The sequence below is a fragment of the Neobacillus phoenicis genome (genome assembly GCF_047302305.1).
Taxonomy (GTDB): Bacteria; Bacillota; Bacilli; order Bacillales; family Cytobacillaceae; genus Neobacillus.
The window spans coordinates 2,616,249-2,640,742 of record NZ_CP154847.1; the positions used below are offsets into that span (position 1 = coordinate 2,616,249).

General features: G+C 35.4%; 29 protein-coding genes and 1 riboswitch. Of the genes, 16 read left to right on the forward strand and 13 right to left on the reverse strand.

The genetic code is table 11. From position 1 onward, the window contains the following. Positions 1 to 61: 61 nt before the first annotated feature. Together helD and AA0X95_RS13555 are read left to right on the forward strand one after the other, a co-directional pair. Positions 62 to 2,386 carry an RNA polymerase recycling motor HelD gene (helD, locus tag AA0X95_RS13550; RefSeq protein WP_413309652.1) on the forward strand — a complete coding sequence of 775 codons (2,325 nt, stop codon included), beginning with the start codon at positions 62 to 64 and terminating at the stop codon, positions 2,384 to 2,386. 91 nt (positions 2,387 to 2,477) lie between these two features. Then, on the forward strand, positions 2,478 to 3,092 hold the full coding sequence (locus AA0X95_RS13555; protein ID WP_413309654.1) for a DUF2238 domain-containing protein: 615 nt from the start codon (positions 2,478 to 2,480) through the stop codon (positions 3,090 to 3,092). Between the two features lie 18 nt (positions 3,093 to 3,110). Here the strand turns inward: AA0X95_RS13555 and AA0X95_RS13560 are convergent, their stop codons facing one another. Further along, positions 3,111 to 3,245 (reverse strand): BA3454 family stress response protein, encoded by a 135-nt coding sequence (locus AA0X95_RS13560; RefSeq protein WP_413309656.1) that lies wholly within the window; start codon positions 3,243 to 3,245, stop codon positions 3,111 to 3,113. Between the two features lie 166 nt (positions 3,246 to 3,411). Between AA0X95_RS13560 and AA0X95_RS13565 the strand changes: the two genes are divergently transcribed. Next, entirely contained in the window at positions 3,412 to 3,879 is a 468-nt protein-coding gene (locus AA0X95_RS13565; RefSeq protein WP_413309658.1) for a GNAT family N-acetyltransferase, read from the forward strand. Positions 3,880 to 3,901: 22 nt separating this feature from the next. Here AA0X95_RS13565 and AA0X95_RS13570 read toward each other — a convergent pair whose 3' ends face one another. Next, on the reverse strand, positions 3,902 to 4,132 hold the full coding sequence (locus AA0X95_RS13570) for a hypothetical protein (RefSeq protein WP_413309660.1): 231 nt from the start codon (positions 4,130 to 4,132) through the stop codon (positions 3,902 to 3,904). 229 nt (positions 4,133 to 4,361) lie between these two features. Here AA0X95_RS13570 and AA0X95_RS13575 point away from each other — a divergent pair, with 229 nt between their 5' ends. The 5 genes from AA0X95_RS13575 to asnS all read left to right on the forward strand — a co-directional run bounded on the left by AA0X95_RS13575 (position 4,362) and on the right by asnS (position 9,183). After that, positions 4,362 to 5,090 (forward strand): SDR family oxidoreductase, encoded by a 729-nt coding sequence (locus AA0X95_RS13575; RefSeq protein WP_413309662.1) that lies wholly within the window; start codon positions 4,362 to 4,364, stop codon positions 5,088 to 5,090. Positions 5,091 to 5,092: 2 nt separating this feature from the next. Further along, complete coding sequence (locus tag AA0X95_RS13580; RefSeq protein ID WP_413309664.1) at positions 5,093 to 6,121, forward strand: S-adenosylmethionine:tRNA ribosyltransferase-isomerase; 1,029 nt, start codon at positions 5,093 to 5,095, stop codon at positions 6,119 to 6,121. Between the two features lie 11 nt (positions 6,122 to 6,132). Next, positions 6,133 to 6,486 (forward strand): VOC family protein, encoded by a 354-nt coding sequence (locus tag AA0X95_RS13585; RefSeq protein WP_413309666.1) that lies wholly within the window; start codon positions 6,133 to 6,135, stop codon positions 6,484 to 6,486. Between the two features lie 202 nt (positions 6,487 to 6,688). Next, positions 6,689 to 7,555 (forward strand): alpha/beta hydrolase, encoded by an 867-nt coding sequence (locus AA0X95_RS13590; protein ID WP_413309668.1) that lies wholly within the window; start codon positions 6,689 to 6,691, stop codon positions 7,553 to 7,555. A gap of 236 nt (positions 7,556 to 7,791) precedes the next feature. Further along, entirely contained in the window at positions 7,792 to 9,183 is a 1,392-nt protein-coding gene (gene asnS / locus AA0X95_RS13595; protein ID WP_413309670.1) for an asparagine--tRNA ligase, read from the forward strand. Between the two features lie 206 nt (positions 9,184 to 9,389). On the opposite strand, the gene AA0X95_RS13600 is transcribed toward asnS, so the two are convergent. Beyond that, on the reverse strand, positions 9,390 to 9,557 hold the full coding sequence (locus AA0X95_RS13600) for a hypothetical protein (protein ID WP_309861839.1): 168 nt from the start codon (positions 9,555 to 9,557) through the stop codon (positions 9,390 to 9,392). A gap of 163 nt (positions 9,558 to 9,720) precedes the next feature. On the opposite strand from AA0X95_RS13600, the gene AA0X95_RS13605 reads away from it, so the two are divergent. Then, positions 9,721 to 9,939, forward strand: a complete 219-nt coding sequence (locus tag AA0X95_RS13605; RefSeq protein WP_413309673.1) for a helix-turn-helix domain-containing protein — start codon at positions 9,721 to 9,723, stop codon at positions 9,937 to 9,939. 49 nt (positions 9,940 to 9,988) lie between these two features. Here AA0X95_RS13605 and AA0X95_RS13610 read toward each other — a convergent pair whose 3' ends face one another. Beyond that, positions 9,989 to 11,470: an amino acid permease gene (locus AA0X95_RS13610; protein WP_413309675.1), complete on the reverse strand. Its 1,482-nt coding sequence runs from the start codon at positions 11,468 to 11,470 to the stop codon at positions 9,989 to 9,991. A 109-nt stretch (positions 11,471 to 11,579) separates the two neighbouring features. Beyond that, positions 11,580 to 11,769, reverse strand: a riboswitch (Lysine riboswitch). A gap of 223 nt (positions 11,770 to 11,992) precedes the next feature. Here AA0X95_RS13610 and AA0X95_RS13615 point away from each other — a divergent pair. Next, the gene (locus tag AA0X95_RS13615; RefSeq protein ID WP_413309677.1) at positions 11,993 to 12,808 is read left to right on the forward strand and encodes a YitT family protein; all 816 of its coding nucleotides are present in this window, start codon (positions 11,993 to 11,995) and stop codon (positions 12,806 to 12,808) included. Positions 12,809 to 12,850: 42 nt separating this feature from the next. Here AA0X95_RS13615 and AA0X95_RS13620 read toward each other — a convergent pair whose 3' ends face one another. After that, positions 12,851 to 13,465: a PH domain-containing protein gene (locus AA0X95_RS13620; RefSeq protein WP_413309679.1), complete on the reverse strand. Its 615-nt coding sequence runs from the start codon at positions 13,463 to 13,465 to the stop codon at positions 12,851 to 12,853. Between the two features lie 172 nt (positions 13,466 to 13,637). On the opposite strand from AA0X95_RS13620, the gene AA0X95_RS13625 reads away from it, so the two are divergent. Further along, positions 13,638 to 14,606 carry a multidrug resistance efflux transporter family protein gene (locus AA0X95_RS13625; protein ID WP_413309681.1) on the forward strand — a complete coding sequence of 323 codons (969 nt, stop codon included), beginning with the start codon at positions 13,638 to 13,640 and terminating at the stop codon, positions 14,604 to 14,606. Positions 14,607 to 14,671: 65 nt separating this feature from the next. On the opposite strand, the gene AA0X95_RS13630 is transcribed toward AA0X95_RS13625, so the two are convergent. The 3 genes from AA0X95_RS13630 to AA0X95_RS13640 all read right to left on the reverse strand — a co-directional run bounded on the left by AA0X95_RS13630 (position 14,672) and on the right by AA0X95_RS13640 (position 16,028). After that, on the reverse strand, positions 14,672 to 15,532 hold the full coding sequence (locus AA0X95_RS13630) for a DUF421 domain-containing protein (RefSeq protein ID WP_413309683.1): 861 nt from the start codon (positions 15,530 to 15,532) through the stop codon (positions 14,672 to 14,674). A gap of 17 nt (positions 15,533 to 15,549) precedes the next feature. Then, positions 15,550 to 15,756 (reverse strand): DUF1657 domain-containing protein, encoded by a 207-nt coding sequence (locus AA0X95_RS13635; protein ID WP_413309685.1) that lies wholly within the window; start codon positions 15,754 to 15,756, stop codon positions 15,550 to 15,552. Positions 15,757 to 15,824: 68 nt separating this feature from the next. Next, entirely contained in the window at positions 15,825 to 16,028 is a 204-nt protein-coding gene (locus AA0X95_RS13640; protein ID WP_413309688.1) for a DUF1657 domain-containing protein, read from the reverse strand. A gap of 178 nt (positions 16,029 to 16,206) precedes the next feature. Here AA0X95_RS13640 and AA0X95_RS13645 point away from each other — a divergent pair, with 178 nt between their 5' ends. Together AA0X95_RS13645 and AA0X95_RS13650 are read left to right on the forward strand one after the other, a co-directional pair. Beyond that, entirely contained in the window at positions 16,207 to 16,545 is a 339-nt protein-coding gene (locus AA0X95_RS13645; protein ID WP_413309690.1) for a YmaF family protein, read from the forward strand. Positions 16,546 to 16,674: 129 nt separating this feature from the next. Next, positions 16,675 to 17,280: a hypothetical protein gene (locus tag AA0X95_RS13650; RefSeq protein ID WP_413309692.1), complete on the forward strand. Its 606-nt coding sequence runs from the start codon at positions 16,675 to 16,677 to the stop codon at positions 17,278 to 17,280. A gap of 44 nt (positions 17,281 to 17,324) precedes the next feature. On the opposite strand, the gene AA0X95_RS13655 is transcribed toward AA0X95_RS13650, so the two are convergent. Together AA0X95_RS13655 and AA0X95_RS13660 are read right to left on the reverse strand one after the other, a co-directional pair. Further along, positions 17,325 to 18,578 carry an erythromycin esterase family protein gene (locus AA0X95_RS13655; RefSeq protein WP_413309694.1) on the reverse strand — a complete coding sequence of 418 codons (1,254 nt, stop codon included), beginning with the start codon at positions 18,576 to 18,578 and terminating at the stop codon, positions 17,325 to 17,327. A gap of 109 nt (positions 18,579 to 18,687) precedes the next feature. Then, a complete protein-coding gene (locus AA0X95_RS13660) occupies positions 18,688 to 19,476 on the reverse strand; it encodes a GNAT family N-acetyltransferase (protein WP_413309696.1) in 789 nt (262 codons plus the stop codon). Between the two features lie 1,015 nt (positions 19,477 to 20,491). Between AA0X95_RS13660 and AA0X95_RS13665 the strand changes: the two genes are divergently transcribed. Both AA0X95_RS13665 and AA0X95_RS13670 read left to right on the forward strand, forming a co-directional pair. Next, a complete protein-coding gene (locus AA0X95_RS13665; protein ID WP_413309698.1) occupies positions 20,492 to 20,635 on the forward strand; it encodes a hypothetical protein in 144 nt (47 codons plus the stop codon). A gap of 186 nt (positions 20,636 to 20,821) precedes the next feature. Beyond that, entirely contained in the window at positions 20,822 to 21,691 is an 870-nt protein-coding gene (locus AA0X95_RS13670) for a YitT family protein (RefSeq protein ID WP_413310032.1), read from the forward strand. A 228-nt stretch (positions 21,692 to 21,919) separates the two neighbouring features. On the opposite strand, the gene AA0X95_RS13675 is transcribed toward AA0X95_RS13670, so the two are convergent. Continuing rightward, positions 21,920 to 22,171: a sigma-G-dependent sporulation-specific acid-soluble spore protein CsgA gene (locus AA0X95_RS13675; RefSeq protein ID WP_413310034.1), complete on the reverse strand. Its 252-nt coding sequence runs from the start codon at positions 22,169 to 22,171 to the stop codon at positions 21,920 to 21,922. A gap of 118 nt (positions 22,172 to 22,289) precedes the next feature. After that, a complete protein-coding gene (locus AA0X95_RS13680) occupies positions 22,290 to 23,000 on the reverse strand; it encodes a class I SAM-dependent methyltransferase (protein ID WP_413309700.1) in 711 nt (236 codons plus the stop codon). A 187-nt stretch (positions 23,001 to 23,187) separates the two neighbouring features. Here AA0X95_RS13680 and AA0X95_RS13685 point away from each other — a divergent pair, with 187 nt between their 5' ends. Then, entirely contained in the window at positions 23,188 to 23,457 is a 270-nt protein-coding gene (locus tag AA0X95_RS13685; protein WP_413309702.1) for a hypothetical protein, read from the forward strand. Positions 23,458 to 23,494: 37 nt separating this feature from the next. Here the strand turns inward: AA0X95_RS13685 and AA0X95_RS13690 are convergent, their stop codons facing one another. Further along, entirely contained in the window at positions 23,495 to 24,376 is an 882-nt protein-coding gene (locus AA0X95_RS13690; RefSeq protein ID WP_413309704.1) for a VanW family protein, read from the reverse strand. Between the last annotated feature and the right edge of the window lie 118 nt (positions 24,377 to 24,494).

The window sequence follows — 24,494 nt, forward strand, 5'->3', positions numbered from 1 at the left end:
TAACACAAATATTATTGGTTGTCAAGAAAAAAGAATAAACTATTATCTGGAGTGTGGTTAAATGAGCGATTTACAAAACAAGGACTGGCAACTAGAACAAGAAAGAGTTAGTGCAGTCGTAGAGGAAATCGACCAAAAGGTAGCGAATCTATTGGGCAATACCAGTAAGGTTACCTCAGACGTTCTAGAACTTCGTAAGACCTTTTGGGAAGATGTAACCGTAAATTTCGATGAACCAGATGATATTATCGAGACCGCAGCGAGTATTAAGCAACAGGCTGAATTGCTATCTGAACGTGAACGAACACATAAACAATTGGATCAACAACTTAAGATCTTAGCTAAATTAAAATATTCCCCGTACTTTGGTCGAATTGATTTTTTTGAAGAAGGAGAAAAGTCCTCCGACCAAGTGTATTTAGGGATTGCATCATTAATGGACCAACATGATGAAAACTTTATAATTTATGACTGGCGTGCTCCCATCTCTAGCCTTTATTATGATTATGCTCCAGGACCTGCTGAATATAAAACCCCTGAAGGAGACATTAAAGGGGAAATGTTATTGAAGCGGCAATTCATTATTAGGGCTTCAAAAATTAAAGGTATGTTTGATACAGGTGTTACCATTGGTGATGAAATGCTTCAAGAAGTCCTTGGGAACAATGCAAGCACTCAAATGAAAAGTATTGTAGCAACTATTCAACGAGAGCAAAATGAAATTATTCGAAACGAGAGAAGTAAGATTCTTATCGTTCAAGGTGCTGCAGGAAGTGGTAAAACATCCGCAGCATTGCAGCGAGTTGCCTACTTGTTATATCGCTATCGTGGAATTGTAAATGCAGAAAATATTATGCTTTTTTCACCTAATCCGTTATTTAATAGTTATGTGGCAACGGTATTACCTGAGCTTGGTGAAGAAAACATGCAACAATCCACCTTCCAAGAATACTTAACTCATAGACTAGGGAAGGAATTCGAGGTAGAAGATCCCTTTTCACAGATGGAATATTTACTTAATGCAATAGGAGATCGTGAATATGAAAGAAGAGTTCAAGGAATTCGTTATAAAGCAAGTCTTGAGTTTAAGAAAAAAATTGATGAGTATGCAAAAGAGCTATCCAAAAAGGGCTTAATTTTTAAGGATTTAACTTTTAGAGGAGATGTCTTGATTTCCAAAGAAGAAATTCAGAATCAATTTTATTCTTTGCCGGCTAGTTATTCTATTCCAAACCGAATTCAGCTTGTAAAGGATTTGATATTGAAAGAATTAAAACGTGCAATGAAACGTGAGCGTACTAGAAGCTGGGTAGAGGATGAATTGCAATACCTTGAGAAAGAAGATTTTATGGAGGCATTCAAAAAGCTGCAGGAGAAAGATCGTTTTTCAGAGAATACATTTGATGATTTTGAACGGGAGCAAAAATTATTAGCAGAAATGGTGGTCAAAGAAAAATTCAAGCCCTTATTTTCACGGGTGAAAAGTTTAAAATTTATTAATATGCCTGAAATTTATCTTCAATTGTTTAAGGGGTTGGATATCCTTACAGAAACACAACCGCCTAATTGGGAACAGATTTGCAGTCTCACAATAGATAAATTAAATAATATGGAAATTGCCTATGAAGATACAACACCCTATGTGTACCTCCAGGATCTAATCGAAGGAAGAAAATCAAATACTGCCATTCGTCATATTTTTATTGATGAAGCGCAGGATTATTCACCGTTCCAGTTTGCATTTATTCAAAAGCTTTTTCCTTATAGTAAGATAACTCTTCTGGGTGATTTCAATCAGGCTATCTTCTCTGGAGCAACAGGTTCCAAAACAGTGTTAACAGAATTGGACATCAAGGGAGAGGAAATTGAAAGGTTTGTATTAACAAAAACGTACCGTTCAACAAGAGAAATTGTTCACTTTACTAGTGGTTTGCTTACAGATGGTGAAAAAATCGTCCCCTTTAATCGGAAAGGGAGGAAGCCTGTTATAGAAATGGTTAATCACGAACAAATTAATCATTCGGTTCTTGAAAAAATTAAAGAATGGGAAGCAGATGGACATCGAACGATTGCAGTAATTTGTAGGACGGCAGAAGAAAGTAAAAATGTTTTTGAAGCACTTAAAAAAGATGTTTCACTACACTTAATCGAGAAGGGGACAGTTTCTTATGAACGCGGAAACCTTGTCATTCCATCATATTTGGCTAAAGGTATAGAATTCGATGCGGTAATTCTATATGATTGTTCCCCTTATATAAGGGAAAGTGAACGGAAACTATTCTACACCGTCTGTACTCGAGCTATGCATGAACTGCATATATTTGCCACAGGACAGGTTTCACCTCTTTTGGAGGTTGTACCAAGGGATGCATACGAGTTAGTTTAAACTATTTGAAAAAGCTGTAAGATAATCTAGTGAATCTTGCAGCTTTTTACATATACTATAGTCCTATAATGACTGAAAATGGGGAGTCACAATGTTAAAGGAACATCGATTTTTGATTGTTTTTTTGCTACTTTTTTCTACAGTACTTATATGGTCAGCCATACACCCCTTTGATCGTTTTACCTGGTGGTTGGAGGTCATCCCAGCATTAATAGGTGTGTTAATTTTGCTCTTCACTTATCGTTTCTTCACCTTTTCAACACTGGTCTATTTTTTGGTTCTTATCCATTCGTCGATTTTATTTATTGGCGGACATTATACATATGCAGAAATGCCATTGTTTAATTGGTTTAAGGATATTTGGGGATTGGACCGTAATTATTATGATCGACTTGGTCACTTTGCACAAGGGTTTATACCAGCCATCATTATTAGAGAATTATTAATACGAACCTCTCCGTTAAAAAATTCAAAATGGCTGCCTGTTACAGTGGTGTCCATGTGTTTAGCGATAAGTGCTGTTTATGAATTAGTTGAATTTTTTGTAGCTATCTTAACTGGCGAAGCTGCCGAAGCGTTTCTTGGTACGCAAGGAGATGTATGGGATACTCAGTGGGATATGCTATTAGCTTTTATTGGGGCGATTATTTCCTATCTAACACTGTCTAAAACTCATTCACAACAGCTAATGAAAATGAAAAAATAAAAACAGCCGCCGGCTGTTTTATTTTTTCCATTGCTTTTGTACTTGTTCATACGCAAGGCGGAGTATCTCTTCATTAGAAGTTTCAGGATTTGTAATGACGTTGGTTAAATAGCTTTTTCCTTCGAATGTAATGGTTACTTCAATTTGTAGCATAGGTTATCACCTTTCTTTTTTCAGATAGTTATTGTTTTATTGTTTGGATAAAAAATAGACAACATTTCAGTGTATGATTGTTGCCTTATGCGTATGACAAAAAGTATTAGCAGGACATGGAATTTGGTATAATTGTTCCATAAAGTGAGTTGTAGGGAGAGTAATTATGTCAATGTATTTTGAAGAAATAACAAAAGAAACGCTGTATATTGCTTTAGAGATGGTAAATTCAAATCCAGAATATAATGTATTTGAGAATGGAAACGAGGTACGCACACTAGAAGAAGTAGAGGAGGAGTTCTTAAGTCCTCATTCAACGAGTGCATTTATTAAGCTTGATGATACGTATATTGGAGTAATTGATTACTTGATGGAAAATCCAAAAGATCAACATCCATGGTTAGGACTATTAATGATTCATGGCGATTATCAGGGTTATGGCTTTGGCGTACAGGCATATTCATTCTATGAAAATGAGATGCTAAAACGAGGTGTCAATAAAGTTCGTATCGGTGTTTTGAGTGAAAATAAAAAAGCGATTGGCTTTTGGGAATCATTAGGATTTGACTATTATAATACAGTCATTGCACAAAATGGAAGTGGAATTTTATGTTATCAAAAACGATTGGGCTAAAAAAAACTTCCAAATGGAAGCTCTAAACTTCAATTACCATAAATTCTTCTGCAAACAACTGAACATCATTTTTATTTATTTTATTCTTCTTTAGTAATGATTCTGCCAAAACAATGTGGGCTTGAATGGAAATATTTCTTTTTAAATCACGAATTGATACCTCGCCATTCAATAATTGAATGGCTTTTTCTTTGATGTCTTGATTCTTAGATGATTTGTAAAGAAGATAAGCAATACAAGTGACCTTGTCCACAAAATAACCTCCTATCAAGAATCGAGTATCTATTGTTTTTACATATTCGACGAGAAGCCCACTTTTTCCTTCTACGAGTCTTAAGGATTATTGAAAATTCCGACAAAAATAAAATAAATATCTCGGACCAAAGTTGTAGAAAGAATCAAGCTTCTTTACGAGGAGAAAAAATCAACGATTTCTTAAGATAAAAGCATAGAACATAAATTAATCTTAAGGAGTTTTGAAAATGGAAAACAAACCAGTTGTCATGATTACAGGAGCATCGAAAGGGCTTGGTAGAGAGTTGACTATGGCCTTCGCACAAAATGGAGCTAATTTAGCCATATGTGCAAGAGGTGAAAAGAACTTATTAGAAATAAAAAAAGAAGCAGAAAGTAATGGAGCCTCAAATGTGCTTGCTGTGACAGCAGATGTATCGAAATCTCGTGATGTAGAGAGATTTGTTGCTTTGACAGAAGAATTATACGGGAAAGTAGATGTCTTAATAAACAATGCGTCAATACTTGGTCCAAGTCCAATGCCGCTGTTACTGGATTATCCTGAAGAAGATTTTTTTGAGGTATTAAAAGTTAATACAGTGAGCCCATTTTTAGTGACGAAAAGAATTCTTCCGGGAATGATTCTAAAAAATAAAGGGTCAATAATTAATGTCACATCTGAGGCTGGGAACACAGGTTATGCTGGATGGGGGGCATACGGGATATCAAAATTTGCACTAGAAGGCTTAACAGAAACATGGGCAGATGAGCTTAAGGAAACAGGAGTTAGAGTAAATATGGTAGATCCAGGTGAGATGGATACAGAAATGCATCAGTTAGCAGTTCCAGACTGCGATTATGAACTGGCAAATCCAAAAGATGTAATTAATGTTTTTCTGTATCTAGCTTCCGATTCTTCCAACCATATTAATGGTCAGAGATTTCAGGCACAGGAATTTACGGGAAGGGAGCAGTAAGTATGCACATAGAAACACTTAACTTTGAAATCCCGCCTTTCTTAAATGCCAAAATGCCGCCTGAAAGAAGGGGTGTTCGAAGAGACCATGTTAAGTTAATGATTCAGGATCGACAAACAGGGCAAACCAATCATGATATTTTTTTCAATATTGATCGTTATTTATCAAGTGGAGATGTAGTTGTACTAAACAGTAGTAGAACTGTTCCAGCAATATTAATAGCAGACTTATATCGTGAGAAAAATTGTATCCAAAAAGGAATAGAAGTCCGCCTAGCAAGGCGGAAAAATAATCACACTTGGGAAGCAATAGCCGTTTTTGCTGGAATGAAAAACGGAGATCTTCTAGTCTTATCTACAACACTTCATGGGGTTGTATCACGCGCTTCAACGAATACCCCTTTTATTACCATTCAATTCTCAAAGCAAGGAACAGCCTTGTATGATGAAATATACTCTCTTGGAGAACCTGTTCGGTATGAATATATTAACAATCCTTGGGAACTAAACTATTATCAGACTGTCTTTGGTACCCAGCCTGGTTCTGTAGAAATGCCGTCCGCAGGAAGGGCCTTCAGTTGGGAGCTATTATTTAAGCTCAAAAAAAAGGGGATTAAACTTGTATTCATTCAACTTCATACGGGGCTTAGCTATTTATTGGACGATAAGTGGGACCACTCCCCGACAGAAAACTATGAGGAATATAACATTCCAGAGGAAGCCTGGGATACAATTATTCGGGCAAAAGTCGAGGGGAGAAGAGTGATTGCAGTGGGAACAACAGTGGTGCGTGCCATGGAAACTGTAGCATTGGATGGCAGTCTAATGGGGTGGACCAATCTTTATATAAAGCCAACATACAACCTAAAAATTGCAGATGGGATTATTACAGGAATGCATGAACCAGAAGCTAGTCATCTTGATATGCTCTCAGCCTTTATTGAAAAAAATCTTTTACACAGTGCCTATCAAGAAGCGCTAAATGAAGGGTATTTATGGCATGAGTTTGGTGATATGAATCTCATTTTATAACAGGAGGCACTATGTTAAAAATCCACCATTATGCAATGGAAGTATTTGATATAAATAAAGTAAGTAATTTTTATAAAGACCTATTAGATTTTGTAGAAGATGAAAAGGTCGAATTTCCAGGAGAAGTTATTATATTCCTGCGAAATGGGGAAGCACAATTAGAATTAATAGAATCAAAACAAGAGAGTATGCTATCTAGAAATGTCCATTTGTGCTTAGAAACAGTAAATATACAAAAAGTAATTGAACGTTTTTTGGGAGCAGGAGTACCTATAGTGGAGGGCCCCTTAATGTTGAAGAATGGTTGGAAGACTGTCTTTTTTTTAGGTCCTGCAGGAGAAATGATAGAATTTCTTGAACCTTGACTCTACGGTCAAGGTTTTTAATTCGTCTATCTCCATGGTAAAATAGGTGGGGGGTTGGTGAAAATAGGTCGATTTTATAGTAAGTTTGTACCGCTCGCTTGGAATGCAATCTACAAAAATTAAAATTTGCTAATATGATAGTCTATTTTACAGAAAATTCAAATAAATTAATTTTAAAGATTCTTCTTGGAGGCGGTGTACAATGTTTCATTTCAAAGAAGAACATTTAACAGGTTTTGAAGTTAGGAAGTCGATTATAAAAGAAGAATATTCTATTAGTGAAGTTTATTTTGAAAGCACTTACAAAAAGCACTTGCAAGCCTTTTTAATTGTGCCTAATCAAACAAGTTCTCATCCTGCTGTGGTTTTTATGCATCCTGGTTTGGAAAATAGAATGAGTTTTTATAAGGAAGCGCAAATGCTTGCTGAAAAGGGGTTTGTTTCGCTAATTATTGAATCTTCGTTTTTGGGAGGCTATCATCAAGAAGGGATACAGCAAAAGAAATTCATTCAAACCATAGAACCGTTGGTGGATATTCAAAATTACACTCGAATGTTAATGGATATAAGGCGGGGAATTACTCTTCTTAGTAAGCAAGAATTTGTAGATGCAAATCGAATGGCCTATGTCGGACACGGCTTCGGCTCAACTTGGGGAGGAGTACTTGCAGGGATTGAAAACCGAATTAAGACTTTTGTTCTAATAGCAGGTGCCTCCAAAACCTCAGCCTGGCATATGACGAGTGAACATCCAATGGCTGTTTTAATTCGGAATTTTTTACCACCAGAACGGTTTGATATTTTTATTTCAAATATACGAAAATTCGATGCCGCTCAGTATATAAAAAATGCTGCACCCGCTTCAATTTATTTTCAATTTGCCAAAAATGATGAGTATGTTGATGATGACCAGGCAACTTCTTTTTACTCTGCAGCCAGCTCTCCGAAAGAAATAAGTTGGTATCAAACAGACCATGGATTTTCAGGGTGTGAAGAAGCCTTTTTAGATCGTACTAATTGGCTTCTTGATAAGATTGGACTACCTACAGACATCTTTGTAACCGAATAAACAGTAAACGAAAATTAATTCGCTTACAAACGGGAATTTTGTTGAAAATTGCTTCATTGAATGGTATTTTATATAATATTGAAGGGATAAAAGAAAAACGAGGATAGTCAGTGAATTTTACCTTTCGTCCCAATAGGGATGGGAGGTTTTTTATTTCGTTACCTATTGGCGAAGGTGGAGTACAATAACACTGGCTGATTAATGAACCTTATACATATGATTTAGGAGGAACCACTATGAAACAGGCCTTAATCAAGGATTTGTACAGAAACACAGAAAGTTATGTGGAACAAAAGGTGCAATTATCAGGATGGATTCGTACTATCCGTGATTCTAAAACGTTTGGTTTTATTGAATTAAATGATGGGAGCTTCTTTAAAGGAGTTCAAATCGTTTTTGACGAACAACTAAATAATTTTAAAGAAATAACTAAGCTTCCGTTAAGTTCAACAATTAAAGTAGAAGGAGATTTTATTTATACTCCTCAAGCAAAGCAACCATTTGAGATTAAAGCAACTGAGATTACTATTGAAGGTACTTCAAATGTAGATTATCCGTTACAAAAGAAAAGACATACATTTGAATACCTTAGAACGATTGCCCATTTAAGACCTAGAACGAACACATTTGCGGCAGTCTTTCGGGTGAGATCAATAGCAGCATATGCCATCCATAAATTCTTCCAAGATAAAGGATTTGTCTACGTCCACTCACCGATTATCACTGGAAGTGATACGGAGGGTGCGGGAGAAATGTTCCGTGTGACCACATTAGATTTGGAGAATCTTCCGAAAAATGAAGAAGGAAATACAGATACAACAAAGGATTTCTTTGGTAAAGAATCTAACTTAACTGTAAGTGGACAGCTTTCAGGAGAAGCATTTGCTTTAGCTTTCCGTAATGTATATACCTTTGGTCCAACCTTTAGAGCTGAGAATTCTAACACCGCTCGTCACGCAGCGGAGTTTTGGATGATTGAACCAGAAGTTGCTTTTGCGGAGCTTCCTGATATTATGGATCTTGCTGAAGAAATGGTTAAGTATGTTATTGGTTATGTAATTGAACAAGCACCAGAGGAAATGAACTTCTTCAATAGTTTCGTTGAAAAGGGCTTATTAGATCGCTTAAATAACGCATTTACGGCAGATTTCGGCAGAGTGACATATACAGAAGCCATTAATCTGTTAAAAGATTCAGGTGAAAATTTTGCATATCCGGTTGAATGGGGAGCGGACCTACAAACAGAGCACGAACGTTATCTGTGCGAAAAAGTGTTCCAAAAGCCTGTATTTGTTACTGATTATCCAAAAGAAATTAAAGCCTTCTATATGAGATTGAACGAAGATAATAAAACAGTTGCTGCAACCGACTTACTAGTACCAGGAATTGGAGAGTTAATTGGAGGCAGCCAGCGTGAAGAGCGTGAAGATATTTTGGCTGGGAAAATTAATGAACTTGGTATGAATGAGGAAGATTACTGGTGGTACTTAGAGCTAAGAAAATACGGTGCAACTAAACATTCTGGTTATGGCCTAGGATTTGAACGTTTGATTATGTACTTAACTGGTATGACAAACATTAGAGATGTTATACCATTTCCAAGAACTCCAGGAAATGCAGAATTTTAAGCCAAAAAGACCAATTCATTCAGTGAATTGGTCTTTTTTTGATTTTTCACATTATAAACAAGCATAAAATTCGACTTCGAGAATTGTCCAGCTCCAGCGCCTAGCCCCTCGGGTCAAATAACCTTCGGCAATAAAAGTCAAAAGGCGGACTTTTCTTGCCGAAGAACATTTGCCTATCGGGGCTGACCAAGGCACTTGCGCTTTTCTTACTGTAATTCTTCTTCAAAATAAAACGTACCTGGGTGCTCTTTAACGGTATAGGAGTATCTCTTCATATTTTTTACATACTGCCACTTTAAAATGGTGACCATTTCACCAGTTTCTTTAATGTTTACAGTTTGACCGCTACTATAACGGTTATTTGAATTCTTCATTTAATTACACCCCTTCTATATTACAACTTAAGTATAACACAAATTAATTTATTCTATTTGTCCTTCCTTTAGGTTATACTTTAAAGTTAAAAACTGGGAGGGATTCCTTTTCCTTTCATTTTTAATGCCCCTATGCTATGATAGATGAAAGTGAGGTGTCATTTTGACAAATTATAAAGCAAAAAAGAGTAACCTCAAGGCCTTATTATCTAAAAACGGCATGGATTTGGATAGTTTGGAAAAGAACACCAGTATACCTAGAACTCAACTCAATGACTATTTATCCAAGAAAGTAATGAGTTTAAATTCTGCAATGACTATTTCCAAAGAATTGAATTGCAAGATTGAAGACTTATATGTATGGACTGCGGAAGAAGCATAAACGCAAATAAAAAACAGACTCTTGTGTGAGTCTGTTTTTTATTTGCGTTTTAGTTTGATAAATCACATTTATCTAAAGGAATTAATTTAGTTTTCTTGGTGAATTTATATCCCATCCATAAGATAAGGAAAAGCGGTAACCCTATATAAGATACCAATACACCATTCCAATCGATACTGCTTCCAATAAAGGCAGAATAGTTTTGTCCTAAAACAACGAATCCACAAACAGCAAAGGCGAAAAAAGGACCGAAGGGGAAGAATTTTGATTTATATGGTAATAAACTTAAGTCCTTGCCTTGCGCGATAAAAGCTTTTCTGAATCGATAGTGACAGACTGCAATTCCGAGCCAAGCAATAAATCCGGACATACCAGATGCATTTAATAACCAAACATACACCGTTCCATCTCCGAAGAAAGAAGCAAGAAAGGCCAAGGTGCCGACTAAAGTTGTTGCGATAAGAGCATTGACAGGAACGCCATTTTTATTTAGTTTCCCTAGAAACTTTGGAGCTTTGCCTTCACGTGCTAAGTCCCATAGCATTCGAGTAGAAGCATACATACCGGAATTACCCGCTGATAACACAGCTGTTAAAATAACTGCATTCATGACAGAAGCAGCAAAAGCAATTCCTGCTTTTTGAAAAACAAGAGTAAAGGGGCTAACCGTAACATCACCATTTGCTAAGTTTTCATTTGTATAGGGAATAAGAAGACCGATTACTAAAATAGCTAAAACATAAAATAAAAGAATCCGCCAAAATACTTGTTTGACCGCTCGTGGAATTGCTTTCTTTGGATCCTCCGTTTCACCTGCAGCAACACCTAAAAGCTCTGTTCCTTGAAAGGAGAATCCTGCGGCCATAAAAATTCCTAACATTGCCATGAAACCACCGTGGAAAGGGGCGTCACCAACTGTGAAATTTTTGATGCCGATTGCTTCATCTCCCATGATACCGACAATCATTAGCGTACCAGTTATGATAAAGACAATAACCGTTACCACCTTTACTAATGAAAACCAGTATTCTGCTTCACCAAACCCTTTAACAGAAAGATAATTTAATAGAAACATAATGACTAAAAAGATTCCGCTCCAAATGAATGATGGTGTATGTGGAAACCAGAATTTCATAATCATTGTTACGGCAGCTAACTCAGCTGCAATGGTGATGGCCCAGTTATACCAGTAATTCCAACCTAGTGCAAAACCTAGGGAAGGATCGACGAATTTAGTTGCATACGTACTAAAGCTTCCGGCAACAGGCATATAGGCTCCCATTTCTGCTAAACCTTGCATCAAAAAGTAAACCATTAAACCAATAATGATATAGGAGAGAATGGCCCCGCCTGGTCCAGCTGAGTGTATGGCTCCTCCACTAGCAAGGAATAAACCAGTACCAATGGTTCCTCCAAGTGAAATCATGGTAAGGTGTCGAGATTTAAGGCTTCGTCTTAACTCAGAGGGTTCTTTTTTAGGTGATAAACCACCATTATATTCATTTTCTTTTAATACTCTTGCTGTTTGCATAATCTTTACTCCTTTTTTGATTTCTTTCTTTTTTTCGAGAAGGAGTTTGGAATAAAAAATGCCATCGAAGTAGAATCGATGGCATTATCAATACCCCGCATCATACCTTCCGAAAGATAGCTCAACACGAATGGCTGGTAGGTCCATTCGTGACAGTTCTGTTCCTATTTGGAGACAGCCCCAGCATGCTTTTTCAGAGAATAAAGCACACTTCGGCAGTTTTTCCTTTCAAACGGAGTCAAAAATGTCTCAGCATCTCATCCGCCATACTAATAAAAACCGCGACCTCTACCTCATCGGTTTGATGAGGATTTAGCTTATAAAATTATTATATTTCTAAAGTATAAATAATATCGTACATTTGTCAATATATTTTACTCCAATAACTTTTTTGCTATTACAACCTTATGCTAATTAACAGATAATTAAATCTTTTGGAAAAAAACTATTAAATTTACTTTAAAAATGATAATCGGTATTATTTTTAAATATAAATGATGGCAGTGTTCGGAGGTATTTTCCATGCGGATTTTTGGAATTATTACGGGATCACTAATTGTTGTACTGGCATTTAACCTTTTTTTAATACCTCACGAAGTGTTAAGCAGTGGACTGAGTGGTATTTCCATGATATTAGGTATGGTTACGCCTCTTAATACTGGTTTAGCAAATTTCCTTTTGAATTTTCCGTTACTGGTTATTGGGTACAAAATGTTAGGCAAAAAATTTATTATGAACTCGATCTTTTCAGTGCTCATCATATCTGTTGGGCTCTATGTTGTACCTGTCTATGAAATTGCAAATGATAGGATATTGTCTTCCATCTTTGGTGGTGCTTTAACAGGTCTTGGGGTAGGCATTGTTTTCCGAAGTTCAGGTTCTACAGGCGGATTTGATATTATTGGTATGATTGTTTCAAGAAAAAAGGACTTTCCAATAGGCACACTTCTATCAGGGATGAACGCAGTTGTTATTTTGATAAGTGGATTTTTGTTTAATTGGGATGCTGCACTGAATACCTTAGTATCTATATTTGTAACAGGTAAAGTAGTTGATTCCATCTATACGGACCATGCTAAACTAACGATAATGATAATAACAGATAAAGGTGAAGAAATGAGGTCACATCTGTTAACCAATCTGTACCGAGGATTGACAATTATGGATGGGGTTGGCGGTTACTCAAATAATAAACGAAATGTCTTAATAACAGTAATATCACGATATGAACTGAATGAGATAAAAAATCTTATTGTTGAGGTAGATCCTACTGCATTTGTCAATATTACTGAAACGATTGAAGTAATGGGACTGTTTCATCGTCCTAGTCCCTCTTAATAAAAATGGGCCGCACTATCTAATAGTGCGGCCCATTTTTTATTAATTATTAATGTATTTTTCAAATACATACCCAAAATCTTTCACACAATACTGTTTTTTACTATCATCTAGCCATTGAAAAGCCGCTTGGTTCAGCATTTTAAATTGAACAACTAAATTGCTATCCGGACTTGTTATTCGACCTAGAGTAGTAGAGGCAACATCAAGGCTTTGTTTTGCAAATTGAAGGCTGATTTCATTTTCATGAGATATTTCGGAAATTTTTATTAAAGCTTTATATAAATCCTTTACTTCCTCAATATGTTTCTTATGAACGTCAATTGAGAAAGGCTGTGAGCCAATTTTGAACTTAATTTCAACATCAAGGTCCACGGTCCCAGCTGTTTCAAGTTTAACATCAGAAATCCGATTGGTTGCATAGCTGTATCGATGCAGCATTCGCTTCTTGCTTGTAGCACTTGTACCATCAAGGTGAATTAGGGCATTATTTGTAAAACAATATTCATCCGATTTTGACTTAATTAAAAAATAAATTTTCTCATTATCTTCGTGCATGACATAATCATCAGCATCGACCTTATCGTAATTCTCCGGTTTAATGACAGAACCAACATCACTTAATCCTAAAATATCAGCAGCTACTTTTCCAAACATTCTCTCAACCTCACTTTTTAAGAATCTTGACATACATTATGTACGAACGAAGATTCATAAAGTTTCAGTTAATTATTTTTTTAGTTGAAAATCACTTGATGGTTTTCTTTTTTTAATAGAGAATACAATATATAATTTTATTTGAATTTTTAGTAAAAGGGGGTATAGGACATTGCGGCCTATCATTTTAGGTGTTTTTGCAGCTTTCTTTTTTGCATTTACATTTATATTAAACAGATCAATGGACTTGGCTGGTGGAAGCTGGATTTGGAGTGCATCACTCAGGTATTTTTTTATGGTACCCTTTCTTTTCTTGATTGTTATTAGTAGGAAGAACCTTAAACCATTGCTTGTAGAGATGAAAAGTCGTCCAACTTCATGGATAATTTGGAGTACAGTGGGGTTCGGATTGTTCTATGGACCTATTTGTTTTTCAGCTGCCTATGCACCAGGTTGGTTAATCGCGGCTACTTGGCAAGTAACCATCATTTCTGGTTCACTACTTGCCCCGCTTTTTTATGAAACAATCCTAACTAAAAAGGGCCCTATAAAAATTAGAGGGAAAATTCCTTATAAAGGCTTACTCATGTCAATGATTATATTACTTGGAATCATTCTCATACAGCTTGAACAAGCTAATCATTTATCATTTCTTACAGTAAGCTTAGGTGTTGTTCCTGTTTTAATTGCATCGTTTGCCTATCCATTAGGAAATAGGAAAATGATGGAGGTATGTGGTGGTCGTCTTGATGTTTTTCAACGCGTGTTAGGAATGACAATAGCCAGTCTACCTTTATGGATTATCTTATCCATTTATGGAGTGATAGATGGTGGATTGCCAAGCATGGGGCAAACCATTCAGTCTGGGCTGGTTGCTATTACCTCTGGAGTCATTGCAACAATACTATTCTTTCAAGCAACAGACCTGGTGAGAGGTAATATGCAAAGGCTTGCCGCTGTGGAGGCCACACAATCTATGGAGGTTTTATTTGCACTTCTTGGAGAGGTGTACATACTAAATTCAGAACTTCCAACGATGTTATCGTGGATTGGCATTCTGTTAGTCATGGGTGGAATGTTACTTCACAGCTATGTGTCACAAAGAAAAGAATTATCTAAAGACCAAGCCGTTAGTGCATAAGTTAGTATGACCCCTAAAAATCCTTATCAATATGAATTGATAAGGATTTTTAGGGGTCACTGCCATTAACCGTTAAGATAGGGGGTGAGTTTATCAATTGTGGCTTGTAAGAGAGCTGCATTTTTTTTGTACATTGCTTTTGATTTTGTACAATTAGTTTCAAGTGAAAAGATTTCTAAATCTGCCTGTGCTTTTTTTAAGGTTGCCAGTAATAAAGGACGCTGGGCAGGTTCTGGCACTTGTATCTTATCATCATATAGATCAACAGTCAGTTCACCGTAGGAATCCACCTGACCAACAAAAACATTATCAAGAGTCACACCTAGTTTTTCTAACTCGGTATATAACCAGCCTCTGCCTTTCCCTGCACATCTTAAAGGTTCATCAACAATATTCCCGTCCATAATGACTGTTTGTGGTTCTTTTTCATTTGGCATTTTCATTTGTAAATCTTTAGGTGTCAAAGGTCGGTTTTCTCGTTTTAATAAAGTGCTTAAATTTCCTCGTGGTTCTAGAACGGCAAATTCAACATCAGCAATTTTAAAAATATCCTTTTGTCGAAGTAGAGCAGATAATTCATCAATGGTGTATTTCTCTTTTTTTAGATTTTCCTCTAAGATCTTTCCATCCTTAATTACGACAGTGCCTTTACCTTCTGCAAAATCACTGAATTTTTTACTTTTTATTGCCAAATAATTCACTAAAAAGGTAACAAATCCAAAAACAATGAGTGCCAATACACCATGAAACATGTTACTTTCAAGTCCAGTAACTACTTCACCAGCAATACTTCCAATTGTAATACCAGCAACATACTCAAAGAAAGAAAGCTCAGATATTTGCTTCTTTCCAAGTACTTTTGTAGTGATAAATAAAAGCAGCAAGAAGAATAATGAGCGACCAATAATAAAAATCCAATCTGGCATAATTCTCACCTCAAATATTAGGAACCGCTATATTGGGGCTCCAGTCGTTCAAGTTCCAAAACACGATATTGAAGATCTTTCCTTATCTCACCCAAAGTTAACGTAGCTTCATGAAAAATAACTTGTGCTTCTTTTTCAAGTGAATTTAACGCCATGGAAGATAATTGTGCCTCAATTCCTTTCATGGTTGAAAGACATTGTTTAACGTTTGAAGCTATGGTCACATGAACAACTTCCTTTCAGAAATCAAAAAATGAAAAAGGGGTTGGCAGATATGCCAACCTTTTCTACCTTATTGATTGTATTGCGGCTCTTCAGTAAGAATCTCTTGAAGGCGTGGTTCTAGACTGTCAAGGACTGATTGTGTTTGTTGAGCTGCTTGTTGATATAGCTGCTTTGCATTTTGGTTATCTGTAGCTAATGCAAAGGTTTCAAAGCTTGCCTGAGCACTTTTTAACCCTGCCAATGCTTGTTTTACTTGTGTTCCTACTGTCATTTTTAATCCTTCTTTCGTGTTGTAATTGAATTACAGAAATAGTATGTGAGTTTTTGTATTGCTTATGTATTTTAAGTTAGTAACATGAGACTTAAAAATTTTCCAATTGATGAAAAGTACTTATGACTTCTGCATATAGTTGTAACATTAATAATTTCAATAGTGAGGGGTGAATTGCTTGAGACAAAGTAGCAAAGATGATTTTGTGCAAGGATTTGTGGCTAATCATAATCACGGATCAGTAGATTATACTGGGGTAAGCTCTGGTCATGTTCATCAATGTTTAGATGTCACATCACCACCTATAATGACCCAAGACGGAGGACACGTGCATTTTACTGAGGGGTATGTGTTATTTGAAAATGGTCACACACATCACTATCGTGCATACTCAGGTCCAGCCATTCCAGTAGGAAATGGTATGCATGTCCATTACTATGATTTTCATACAACAGAAGATAATGGTCATAGCCATCATGTAAAAGGAGTCGACCAGCCTGCTCCAGGATCGAAATAGTTTAAAAAAACCAATCTTTCATTTAGGTTGGTTTTTTTTGAGGATTTTTTCTAAAAAATGTAAGTATAAGATACAAATTGTAAGAATTTTGAGGTAAAATTACAGTAAACTTTATTTTGGAGGGATTTGGTGATTTTATCAAAAAAGAAAATGGATGATGAACAAAGTCAAGCAAAACTTGTTGCGTACACAATTATTTTATACATTTGTAGTTTCATCGCACCATTTGTTATAGTTTCTACTTATCAAAGTATGGTTTATTTTTCACGTACGTATTGGTTTTTTTCAACCCCTTTCTCAGCTTACATAACTTTTATGGGTGGGATGCTTTACATAGCAATTATTATCACACTTTATCTAATTTTTAGACAGAAGTGGGAGGGAGTTAAGTTTAAATGGATTACTGTTTTTTTACTTCTTGTCAGTATTCCTGCCTTTATTTGCAGTTTAACCAATTATTATTATTTGGATGATGCAGGTATTCATTACAATGCTTTAAATGGAATAGAGGAAAAGGAGTATAGTTGGGGAAAGATAGAAAAGGTTCATATTGTTTACAGGAATCATTCAGGTACAATAGGGCTATTTCAATATAAATTTGAAATGTCAGACGGAACTATGGTTACGATTCCTTATGATGATAAGCTTGCGGAACATAAATTTAAAATAGAGGAAATAATTGAAAATAATAAAATCACTGTAGTGGATAATTTTAAAAATCCAATAATAGATTAAAGGAAAGGTCATCTCACTTGGAAAGTAGGATGACCTTTTTGATTTTATATATTAGTTGGCTCTAGAACTAGTGGATGCAAGGCATTCGTTTGGTCAATAAAAATAAATGAGTCGTATCTCTGTCCCATATTCGAGGGAACATAATTCCCGAAATGCTCGTATTCGGGTCGATAAACAACACCAATTGCTCTTTGACCAATTGTCGTAGTGAATTCCTGGCGATTCTCGTCTGTAAATATCAAATATTTATTCACAGGATCACTTTTATGCATTAAGGATTCCCAGCTTCCATATTGGGCTGGAGGCACATTCATTATTTGAAAATCTTTTCCCCATTCTGTGGAGGCAATTACCGTTCCACTATAGGTCCCAAACCCGACAATATAAACAGAATCGTGAGCGTTTGCCTCTCTAATTAATTGACCGACATTAACCATACCATCATCCTTCATGTCTGTTGCTCGTGCATCCCCAATATGAGTGTTATGCTCCCATATGATTACCTTAGCATTATCACCATAAAACCTCATTATTGCATTAAGAGCTTCGACCATGTGTTTGTCGCGAATATTCCAAGATTCTGAGTCACTAGTCACCATTGTACGATAATAATCCTCAGCATTTGCTGTAACAAGAGCATTTACTTCCATATTCAAGCTGCTTTCAGGTTCGGCATCAAATGTCCATTTATTTTTTCTAATAGATGCAAGGAGGTCAAGTGCTTCTTTTATGCAGTTTTCAGATAAGTAACCAGCAGAAACAGCATAGGATTCATGATTGCGGTTATATGGCTCAAAACAGGCGAATGCTTTTTTTGCTACAGCTAGTTCAGTTGAATTCGTTTTTTCTAAATAGTTAACTATTTCATCCATACTTTCAAAAAGGCTATATACATCTATTCCATAAAAGCCCACTTTTTGCTTGGTGAGATTTTGCAGGTTATAATCCTTTAACCATTCAATCAGACCAGTGATTTCCTGATTTGACCACATCCATGTTGGCCATCGATTAAAAGCCTCAAGTACTTCTTTAACATCTTTAACTTGATGATTAAAGCCCTTTATATATTGGTTAATATTCTGACATGATGGCCAATCACTTTCAACTGCTATAAATGAAAATCCTTTTTCCATAATTAATCGTTTTGATATTTCGGCACGAAGTGAGTAATATTCAGAAGTTCCATGTGAAGATTCACCAAGTAGAACATATTTTGCATCTCCAATTTCATCTATTAAGGGATTTAGATCATCAACCGATTCGAAAGGTTTAGCATATTTTTTTATTGATTTAAGCATTTATGGCACCCTTTTCTTTGATAACTGATTTCAGATAATATTCCCTTTTTAAACTGGTTATAGTCCAATGAAAATTCAATAAAAAATCCCCTAACTGGGGATTTTTAAATTACTTATGCATTGTCCACATACCAATATCCTTAAAACCAAGTCTTTTATATATACGCCCGGCCTCTGGATTATCATAAAAAAGACAGAGGACCTTGCCCTCAGCAATTACATCTTTAAAAAGTTTTTTCATAATAGCTGTAGCAAGGCCTTTTCGTCGGTAATCATTTCTTGTGCATACCCCTACAATCATGGCAGAATGTGAATTTTCTGCAGTGGTTGATACACACGAAGTAAAAACTCCATTTTCCTCAGTATAATAGGTTCTAGCAGTTTTAGTTTCCATTGATTTTACTAGCATATCTCGTGCGTCACTTCTAATATGAAATTCCTTAATTGTAGAGCGAAGATCAATTATTTGGTCTACAACGTCTATACCAGCTTTATTTACTTCTAACTCAACGGTGTTTAAGTTTAGATGGATGTCTGAACGGCACTCAGCAAAATAGGTTATTTTTTTTTCTCCAAGGTTAAGTTCCTCAAACTGTTCAAATTTTTCTACAATGTCGGATTTTCCAGAGAGAAAAATAGGTTGGGAATAACTTTTTATGATAGAAACAAAGCCATTGACATCGAATTCTCCTTTTGCGTACGGTATAAAGGATTGATAAAAACGAAGAAGGACGGCTTTAATTCTTCCATCATAATCAAATTCCCCCCAAAGTTCTTGAAAATCGGTTTCATAGCCAAATGCCTCTATATCACCTAGAATAAATAAATTAATTGAAGGTTCTACACTTAAAAAGGCGAGGACCAGTTTTTCATCATTTTTAGTAAGCTTTCTAATCATATGTATCCCCCTTGTTTTTACCTAGATTAATGAAATGATTAATGAATTTCAAGACTTTTTTAAATAATCGTAAATGTTTTCGTTATTGAGTAAAACTTAACTTCTTCTATAAACTTTAACTCTCAAAGGTTCACGAGTTCGTCACAATGTTTCGGTAAATTCTAAATATTCTATGTTATAATCGAATTGTAAAGAAAATACAAGATAACATCTTAGGAGACTCAACCATACGTGTTCGTTCCGTTTGCGAACGAGTAGTAAGGTTATTCCAATTCAATCAATTGGTAGGTGGAGCGAAAGGATCTTAAGAAGAAAAAGCTAAATCATAACTTACGTTAAACCATTAGAATTAAAGAGCAATTGTTATAGGTTCTGGAAATGAGAAACATTTTTCTACTTATTTATAAGTACGTAGAAAAACTGCTCACACCAAAATGTATTCTTCCGAAAAAAGAATCAATAACCCAGTAACACTAAACAAATAGTTGATTTAATGACTTTTAAGCTCCTTAATTCATGGGGGACTCTTTCTAAATGAAAGATGTTAAGATTTAAAAAATGTATAACTGATTAATCAGGTACATTAATGAAGCTTTTCCCTTTTTAAGAGCTATTGCCATGAGGCCGTAATTTAATTGAGAGAATAATGAATAATGAGTCCCGTCGGTATAAAACCGACAATTTGTTTCATTTTAGGAATTTGAATTCCATTACATTACATGTGAATTAATTCCTTCAACGGAACAAACACACATTGGCTTACTCTTCAAATTTCCTTAGCTCAATAAAATGAGTAGAAGGAAATGATAAATCGAGGTAGTTTTGCTAATGTCATGGTTGGGTCCCCTAAGGTGTTATTCACATTAAGGAGTTGCTTCAAAAGGAGGCAGCTTCTTTTTAATTTTTTTGTTATTTAAAATTGGAGAGAAAATTAACTCCATGAATAACAGTAAATAAATGAAGAATATTATAGGAGATATTTGGGAAAATAGTTTCGAAAAGGAGTTGAGTTTATATGACTAATAAGAAGGAACCTACCGTTGCTCCGGGGATGGATGATCAAGAGGAATTAGAACAAAGCGCTTCAGAGAAAGAAGTAGAAGCAGGGGAGTACACAAGTGTTACAACTCTTTCATACGATGAAGTAGACCCTAGTTGAGAATGTAAACTGCCTGAACTCAGGCAGTTTTCCTGTTTTCATAATGTAAAATATGAGGAAAAAAGGCAGTAAAATATAATTAGTGGAGGAAATTCGTTATAATGTAAATAGAAAATAAAATCTGAAAGGGGAGAGATAATGTCAGGTATTCAAGAATTGAATATTATTGAACAACAAGAAGCGATAATGGCAAAAATTGAACACCGAAGATTAACCAAAAGAAAAATTTTTCAACGAATTCTACTAATCACACTTGGTGCTGCTTTAATGGCAGTAGGTCTAGAAATATTTCTGGTACCCAATAATGTAATTGACGGTGGAATTACGGGTATTTCCATCATGCTGTCTTATATTACTGGATGGAAACTAGGGGTATTCATCTTTATTCTTAACATCCCTTTCTTCTTTATAGGCTATAAACAAATTGGAAAAACCTTCGCTTTGTCCACTCTTTATGGGATAATAGTCCTTTCTATTGGAACAACCCTGCTTCATCCGGTTCCAGCGTTCACACAAGATATCCTCCTTGCTACAGTATTTGGTGGGATTGTACTTGGTATCGGAGTAGGAATGGTTATACGATACGGCGGCTCGCTGGATGGCACAGAAATTCTTGCCATTCTCTTTAATAATAAACTCCCATTTTCCGTTGGTGAAATTATTATGTTCTTTAATCTCTTTATCTTGGGGTGTGCAGGTTTTGTGTTTTCTTGGGATCGTGCTATGTACTCTCTTATTGCCTATTTTGTTGCATACAAGACTATTGATATTACTATTACAGGACTCGATGAATCTAAATCGGTATGGATTATTAGTGACAACGCAAAGCAAATTGGCGATGCCATCTTGAATCGACTTGGTCGTGGAGTAACCTATATCAATGGTGAAGGCGCTTATTCTGGGGATGATAAAAAAGTTATCTTTTGTGTGATTAATCGGCTTGAAGAAGCAAAATTAAAAGAAATTGTCACCGAAAATGATGATAGTGCCTTCTTGGCAGTAGCTGATATTGCGGAGGTTAGGGGTGGACGATTTAAGAAAAGAGACATTCACTAACGAAATGAGTTATCGTTATAATCAAATTTTGTCGCATATAGGAAGCTGAATAGAGAATCAATGATCGACCGATGTAGTTTTTATGTTTTTCTTGTCGGTTATTAGGGAAAAGGTTCTTTTTGAAGTTTATGTTTTTGTCGTACTATGCGCTTACCTAGGAAATAGTTGCGCGAAAAATGAAATATTTCCTAAAAAGATGGCAGAGTTTTCTGCCACCTTTTTTACTAATTATAATAATAATTCAAAAACCTCGTTTAATTGGGAAGCTCTTTTTTCGTCCTGCTCTTCTTTGGCATAGTTAATTTCTTTTGGAAGCATCTTATTTAAAAAAGCAATCTCCCTTTGACTTAAAGCTTGAACAAAAGAACCTTCAGATCGAAAATTACCTTCCATGAGTTTACGGTAAATATGTCTTCCCTCTGAATGGTCGTCTGTATAATTCGATAATATTTCTCTTAGGTACGCTAAAGTTTGATCCATGTATTCATCCATCCCTTCACACCTATATTTTTTGATGTATCGCTAATAATATACGTTATAAAAAGGAAGCAAATAAAAAGAACCTCACACTTCAGTGTACTGAGGTCCTACTGGATTTTTATTTTGTACAACTAATAATCCGATAACTCAAAATATTTTGGTATTTAATAACTATGTTTCCATGTTCATTTAGAATTTGAAACAGTTCAGGCTCAAAGTTTGCTGAAAAATTAAATTCTGGTGCATGGTTTCCGTGACTAAGAGGCTGTTTTTGCGTTTTTAATAAGATATTTTTAAAATTTGCGGCTTCTAATAATTTTTTCCAGTCATTTTCTAATAATAATGAATCTATTGCATAAAACTTTTTAATTTCAGATTCTTCCTGCTGACTTAATTTTGAGTTAATGGTCATTTCATTTGCAATTAAGCGACCATCTTTTTTTAATACTCTATAGAATTCCTTTAAGGCTTTAGGTTTATTGACAAAGGCTAAAACTGATTCAGATAATATAAAATCAAAGGAATTATCTTCAAAGGGGATTTCTTCAATGGACCCTTGAATTAACTGAATAGGAAGCTTTAAAGACTGAAAACGGCTTTTGGCTTTTTCAACCATTATTGGATTGATTTCCAATCCAAAAACCATAGCATTGTATTGCTGATATAAATAGGCAGCCGTTTGGCCAGTACCACATCCAGCATCTAAAATATATGAGTTTTTCGTAATATTTTCTCCAGAAAGTATATCTTTTGTTAAAAGGATTCCTCCAGGATGGGCTCCTCCAACGCCAAATTTAGCTAAAAAATCAAAATATGTTAAGCCTCTCATAGACACCACCCAAATTATCTTTTTTGCATTGTATGTAAAAAAGCGGATAGAGGTTCTTTAGCCTTATCATGCCAAGAAATGACAAAGAACGTATTGTTTCCTAGGCATATTCAAATTTATTAAGCACAAATTAAGTAAATGGAGGGGAGATATTTACCTTCCATACCATGCTTAAGGAGTGCTATTAATGAGAAAAATGAATAAAGTGCCTTTTCTAAATTTGTTCATGCCTAAACGGAAGAGTAGAGGAACCATGTGGGCCTCACTTTTAGGATTAGGAATAAGTGCTGCTGTTTTGGGAGTGAAAAGAGGAAAACGTAGAAGCATTACAAGTCCGATTCAAAATGCTGTAAGAAATTTTACACCTCAGACAAACATTAATTTAATGGACAATGCGGCTCTTACTGAATTTTCTGAGGAATTACTAACAAATGCATTAAATAATAATAAGGAATAAGAAAAAGTCCGCTAATCATGCGGACTTTTTTAATTTCTTAATACGGAGGGGCTGGTACTTTGCGTGGGATGTATTGGATATTTTCAGACGAATATAGTTTAATGACCAACATATGCCCCAATGTTCTTGCCTGAATTAAAATAGGTTGGTTATACAAGTTCTTAAATTCGAAGTCAGGACCATACCAACTAACGGTGGCATCTCTACCAGGTGGGATATAGGGAACCTTTTTACTATGAGAAAAACGCTGAACAATTTTTAAACCAGCGTTATCAACAGCATTAAATAAAGTGGAGGATACTTGGCAGATTCCTCCTCCAATATCTTCCGAGTATTCTCCTCTGATAATCACAGGGGCTCGTAAATAGCCTTTTGCAACAGTCCGTTTACCAACCACTTTGTTAAAAGAAAAGGTTTCCCCAGGAAAAACAACAGTATTATTAATTGCTTTTACGGCTAACTGAATATTAGTGGTTCTCGTTTTGTTACTAGGATTAAAGGATGTTACATACCTTCCAATACGTAAACTTCGAAGCTCTCCAAGTAATTCACTATCCACTTTCGCATAGATGGGGAGCATAGGAATTTCTAATGTACCATGCCGATGTGAAAAAAAGTATGAATAAAATTGTTCTGTAAAGGCTTGGCGGTTAATACGAGAACCTACTTGTTCTGAAATAATGGTTCCGTGTTGATTTATGTATGCATTTTTAGGCTGTGTAGAAATTTGTTTATCGAGTTGATCTAAAAACTGATTGTATTTTGCAGTATCAATTAAGGGTAAATCAATATTAGGATTGGAAAAATCCATCCTGTTTAATGTAGTAATATTGTAGCCATCCTTCGTAATTTCTAAGTGGTCTGGGGTAACTACTGATTGAGCCACCATCAATACACCAAATATCCAAGACAACATCATATCGTAACCTCCTCATTATAATATAAGTAGAAGATTGCCAATTCATGTAAAAGAAGAAAATAAATCGAAAAGGTAAAAAAGGAAAATTTTCATTAATTTTCCTTTTTGGTATTTACAA

Bases quoted from the DNA above. Each gene is read 5' to 3' on its own strand.
- helD (WP_413309652.1), top strand. From the start codon at position 62: ATGAGCGATTTACAAAACAAGGACTGGCAACTAGAACAAGAAAGAGTT.
- AA0X95_RS13555 (WP_413309654.1), top strand. From the start codon at position 2,478: ATGTTAAAGGAACATCGATTTTTGATTGTTTTTTTGCTACTTTTTTCT.
- AA0X95_RS13560 (WP_413309656.1), bottom strand. From the start codon at position 3,245: ATGCTACAAATTGAAGTAACCATTACATTCGAAGGAAAAAGCTATTTA.
- AA0X95_RS13565 (WP_413309658.1), top strand. From the start codon at position 3,412: ATGTCAATGTATTTTGAAGAAATAACAAAAGAAACGCTGTATATTGCT.
- AA0X95_RS13575 (WP_413309662.1), top strand. From the start codon at position 4,362: ATGGAAAACAAACCAGTTGTCATGATTACAGGAGCATCGAAAGGGCTT.
- AA0X95_RS13580 (WP_413309664.1), top strand. From the start codon at position 5,093: ATGCACATAGAAACACTTAACTTTGAAATCCCGCCTTTCTTAAATGCC.
- AA0X95_RS13585 (WP_413309666.1), top strand. From the start codon at position 6,133: ATGTTAAAAATCCACCATTATGCAATGGAAGTATTTGATATAAATAAA.
- AA0X95_RS13590 (WP_413309668.1), top strand. From the start codon at position 6,689: ATGTTTCATTTCAAAGAAGAACATTTAACAGGTTTTGAAGTTAGGAAG.
- asnS (WP_413309670.1), top strand. From the start codon at position 7,792: ATGAAACAGGCCTTAATCAAGGATTTGTACAGAAACACAGAAAGTTAT.
- AA0X95_RS13600 (WP_309861839.1), bottom strand. From the start codon at position 9,557: ATGAAGAATTCAAATAACCGTTATAGTAGCGGTCAAACTGTAAACATT.
- AA0X95_RS13610 (WP_413309675.1), bottom strand. From the start codon at position 11,470: ATGCAAACAGCAAGAGTATTAAAAGAAAATGAATATAATGGTGGTTTA.
- AA0X95_RS13615 (WP_413309677.1), top strand. From the start codon at position 11,993: ATGCGGATTTTTGGAATTATTACGGGATCACTAATTGTTGTACTGGCA.
- AA0X95_RS13620 (WP_413309679.1), bottom strand. From the start codon at position 13,465: ATGTTTGGAAAAGTAGCTGCTGATATTTTAGGATTAAGTGATGTTGGT.
- AA0X95_RS13630 (WP_413309683.1), bottom strand. From the start codon at position 15,532: ATGCCAGATTGGATTTTTATTATTGGTCGCTCATTATTCTTCTTGCTG.
- AA0X95_RS13640 (WP_413309688.1), bottom strand. From the start codon at position 16,028: ATGACAGTAGGAACACAAGTAAAACAAGCATTGGCAGGGTTAAAAAGT.
- AA0X95_RS13655 (WP_413309694.1), bottom strand. From the start codon at position 18,578: ATGCTTAAATCAATAAAAAAATATGCTAAACCTTTCGAATCGGTTGAT.
- AA0X95_RS13660 (WP_413309696.1), bottom strand. From the start codon at position 19,476: ATGATTAGAAAGCTTACTAAAAATGATGAAAAACTGGTCCTCGCCTTT.
- AA0X95_RS13665 (WP_413309698.1), top strand. From the start codon at position 20,492: ATGACTAATAAGAAGGAACCTACCGTTGCTCCGGGGATGGATGATCAA.
- AA0X95_RS13670 (WP_413310032.1), top strand. From the start codon at position 20,822: ATGGCAAAAATTGAACACCGAAGATTAACCAAAAGAAAAATTTTTCAA.
- AA0X95_RS13675 (WP_413310034.1), bottom strand. From the start codon at position 22,171: ATGGATCAAACTTTAGCGTACCTAAGAGAAATATTATCGAATTATACA.
- AA0X95_RS13680 (WP_413309700.1), bottom strand. From the start codon at position 23,000: ATGAGAGGCTTAACATATTTTGATTTTTTAGCTAAATTTGGCGTTGGA.
- AA0X95_RS13685 (WP_413309702.1), top strand. From the start codon at position 23,188: ATGAGAAAAATGAATAAAGTGCCTTTTCTAAATTTGTTCATGCCTAAA.
- AA0X95_RS13690 (WP_413309704.1), bottom strand. From the start codon at position 24,376: ATGATGTTGTCTTGGATATTTGGTGTATTGATGGTGGCTCAATCAGTA.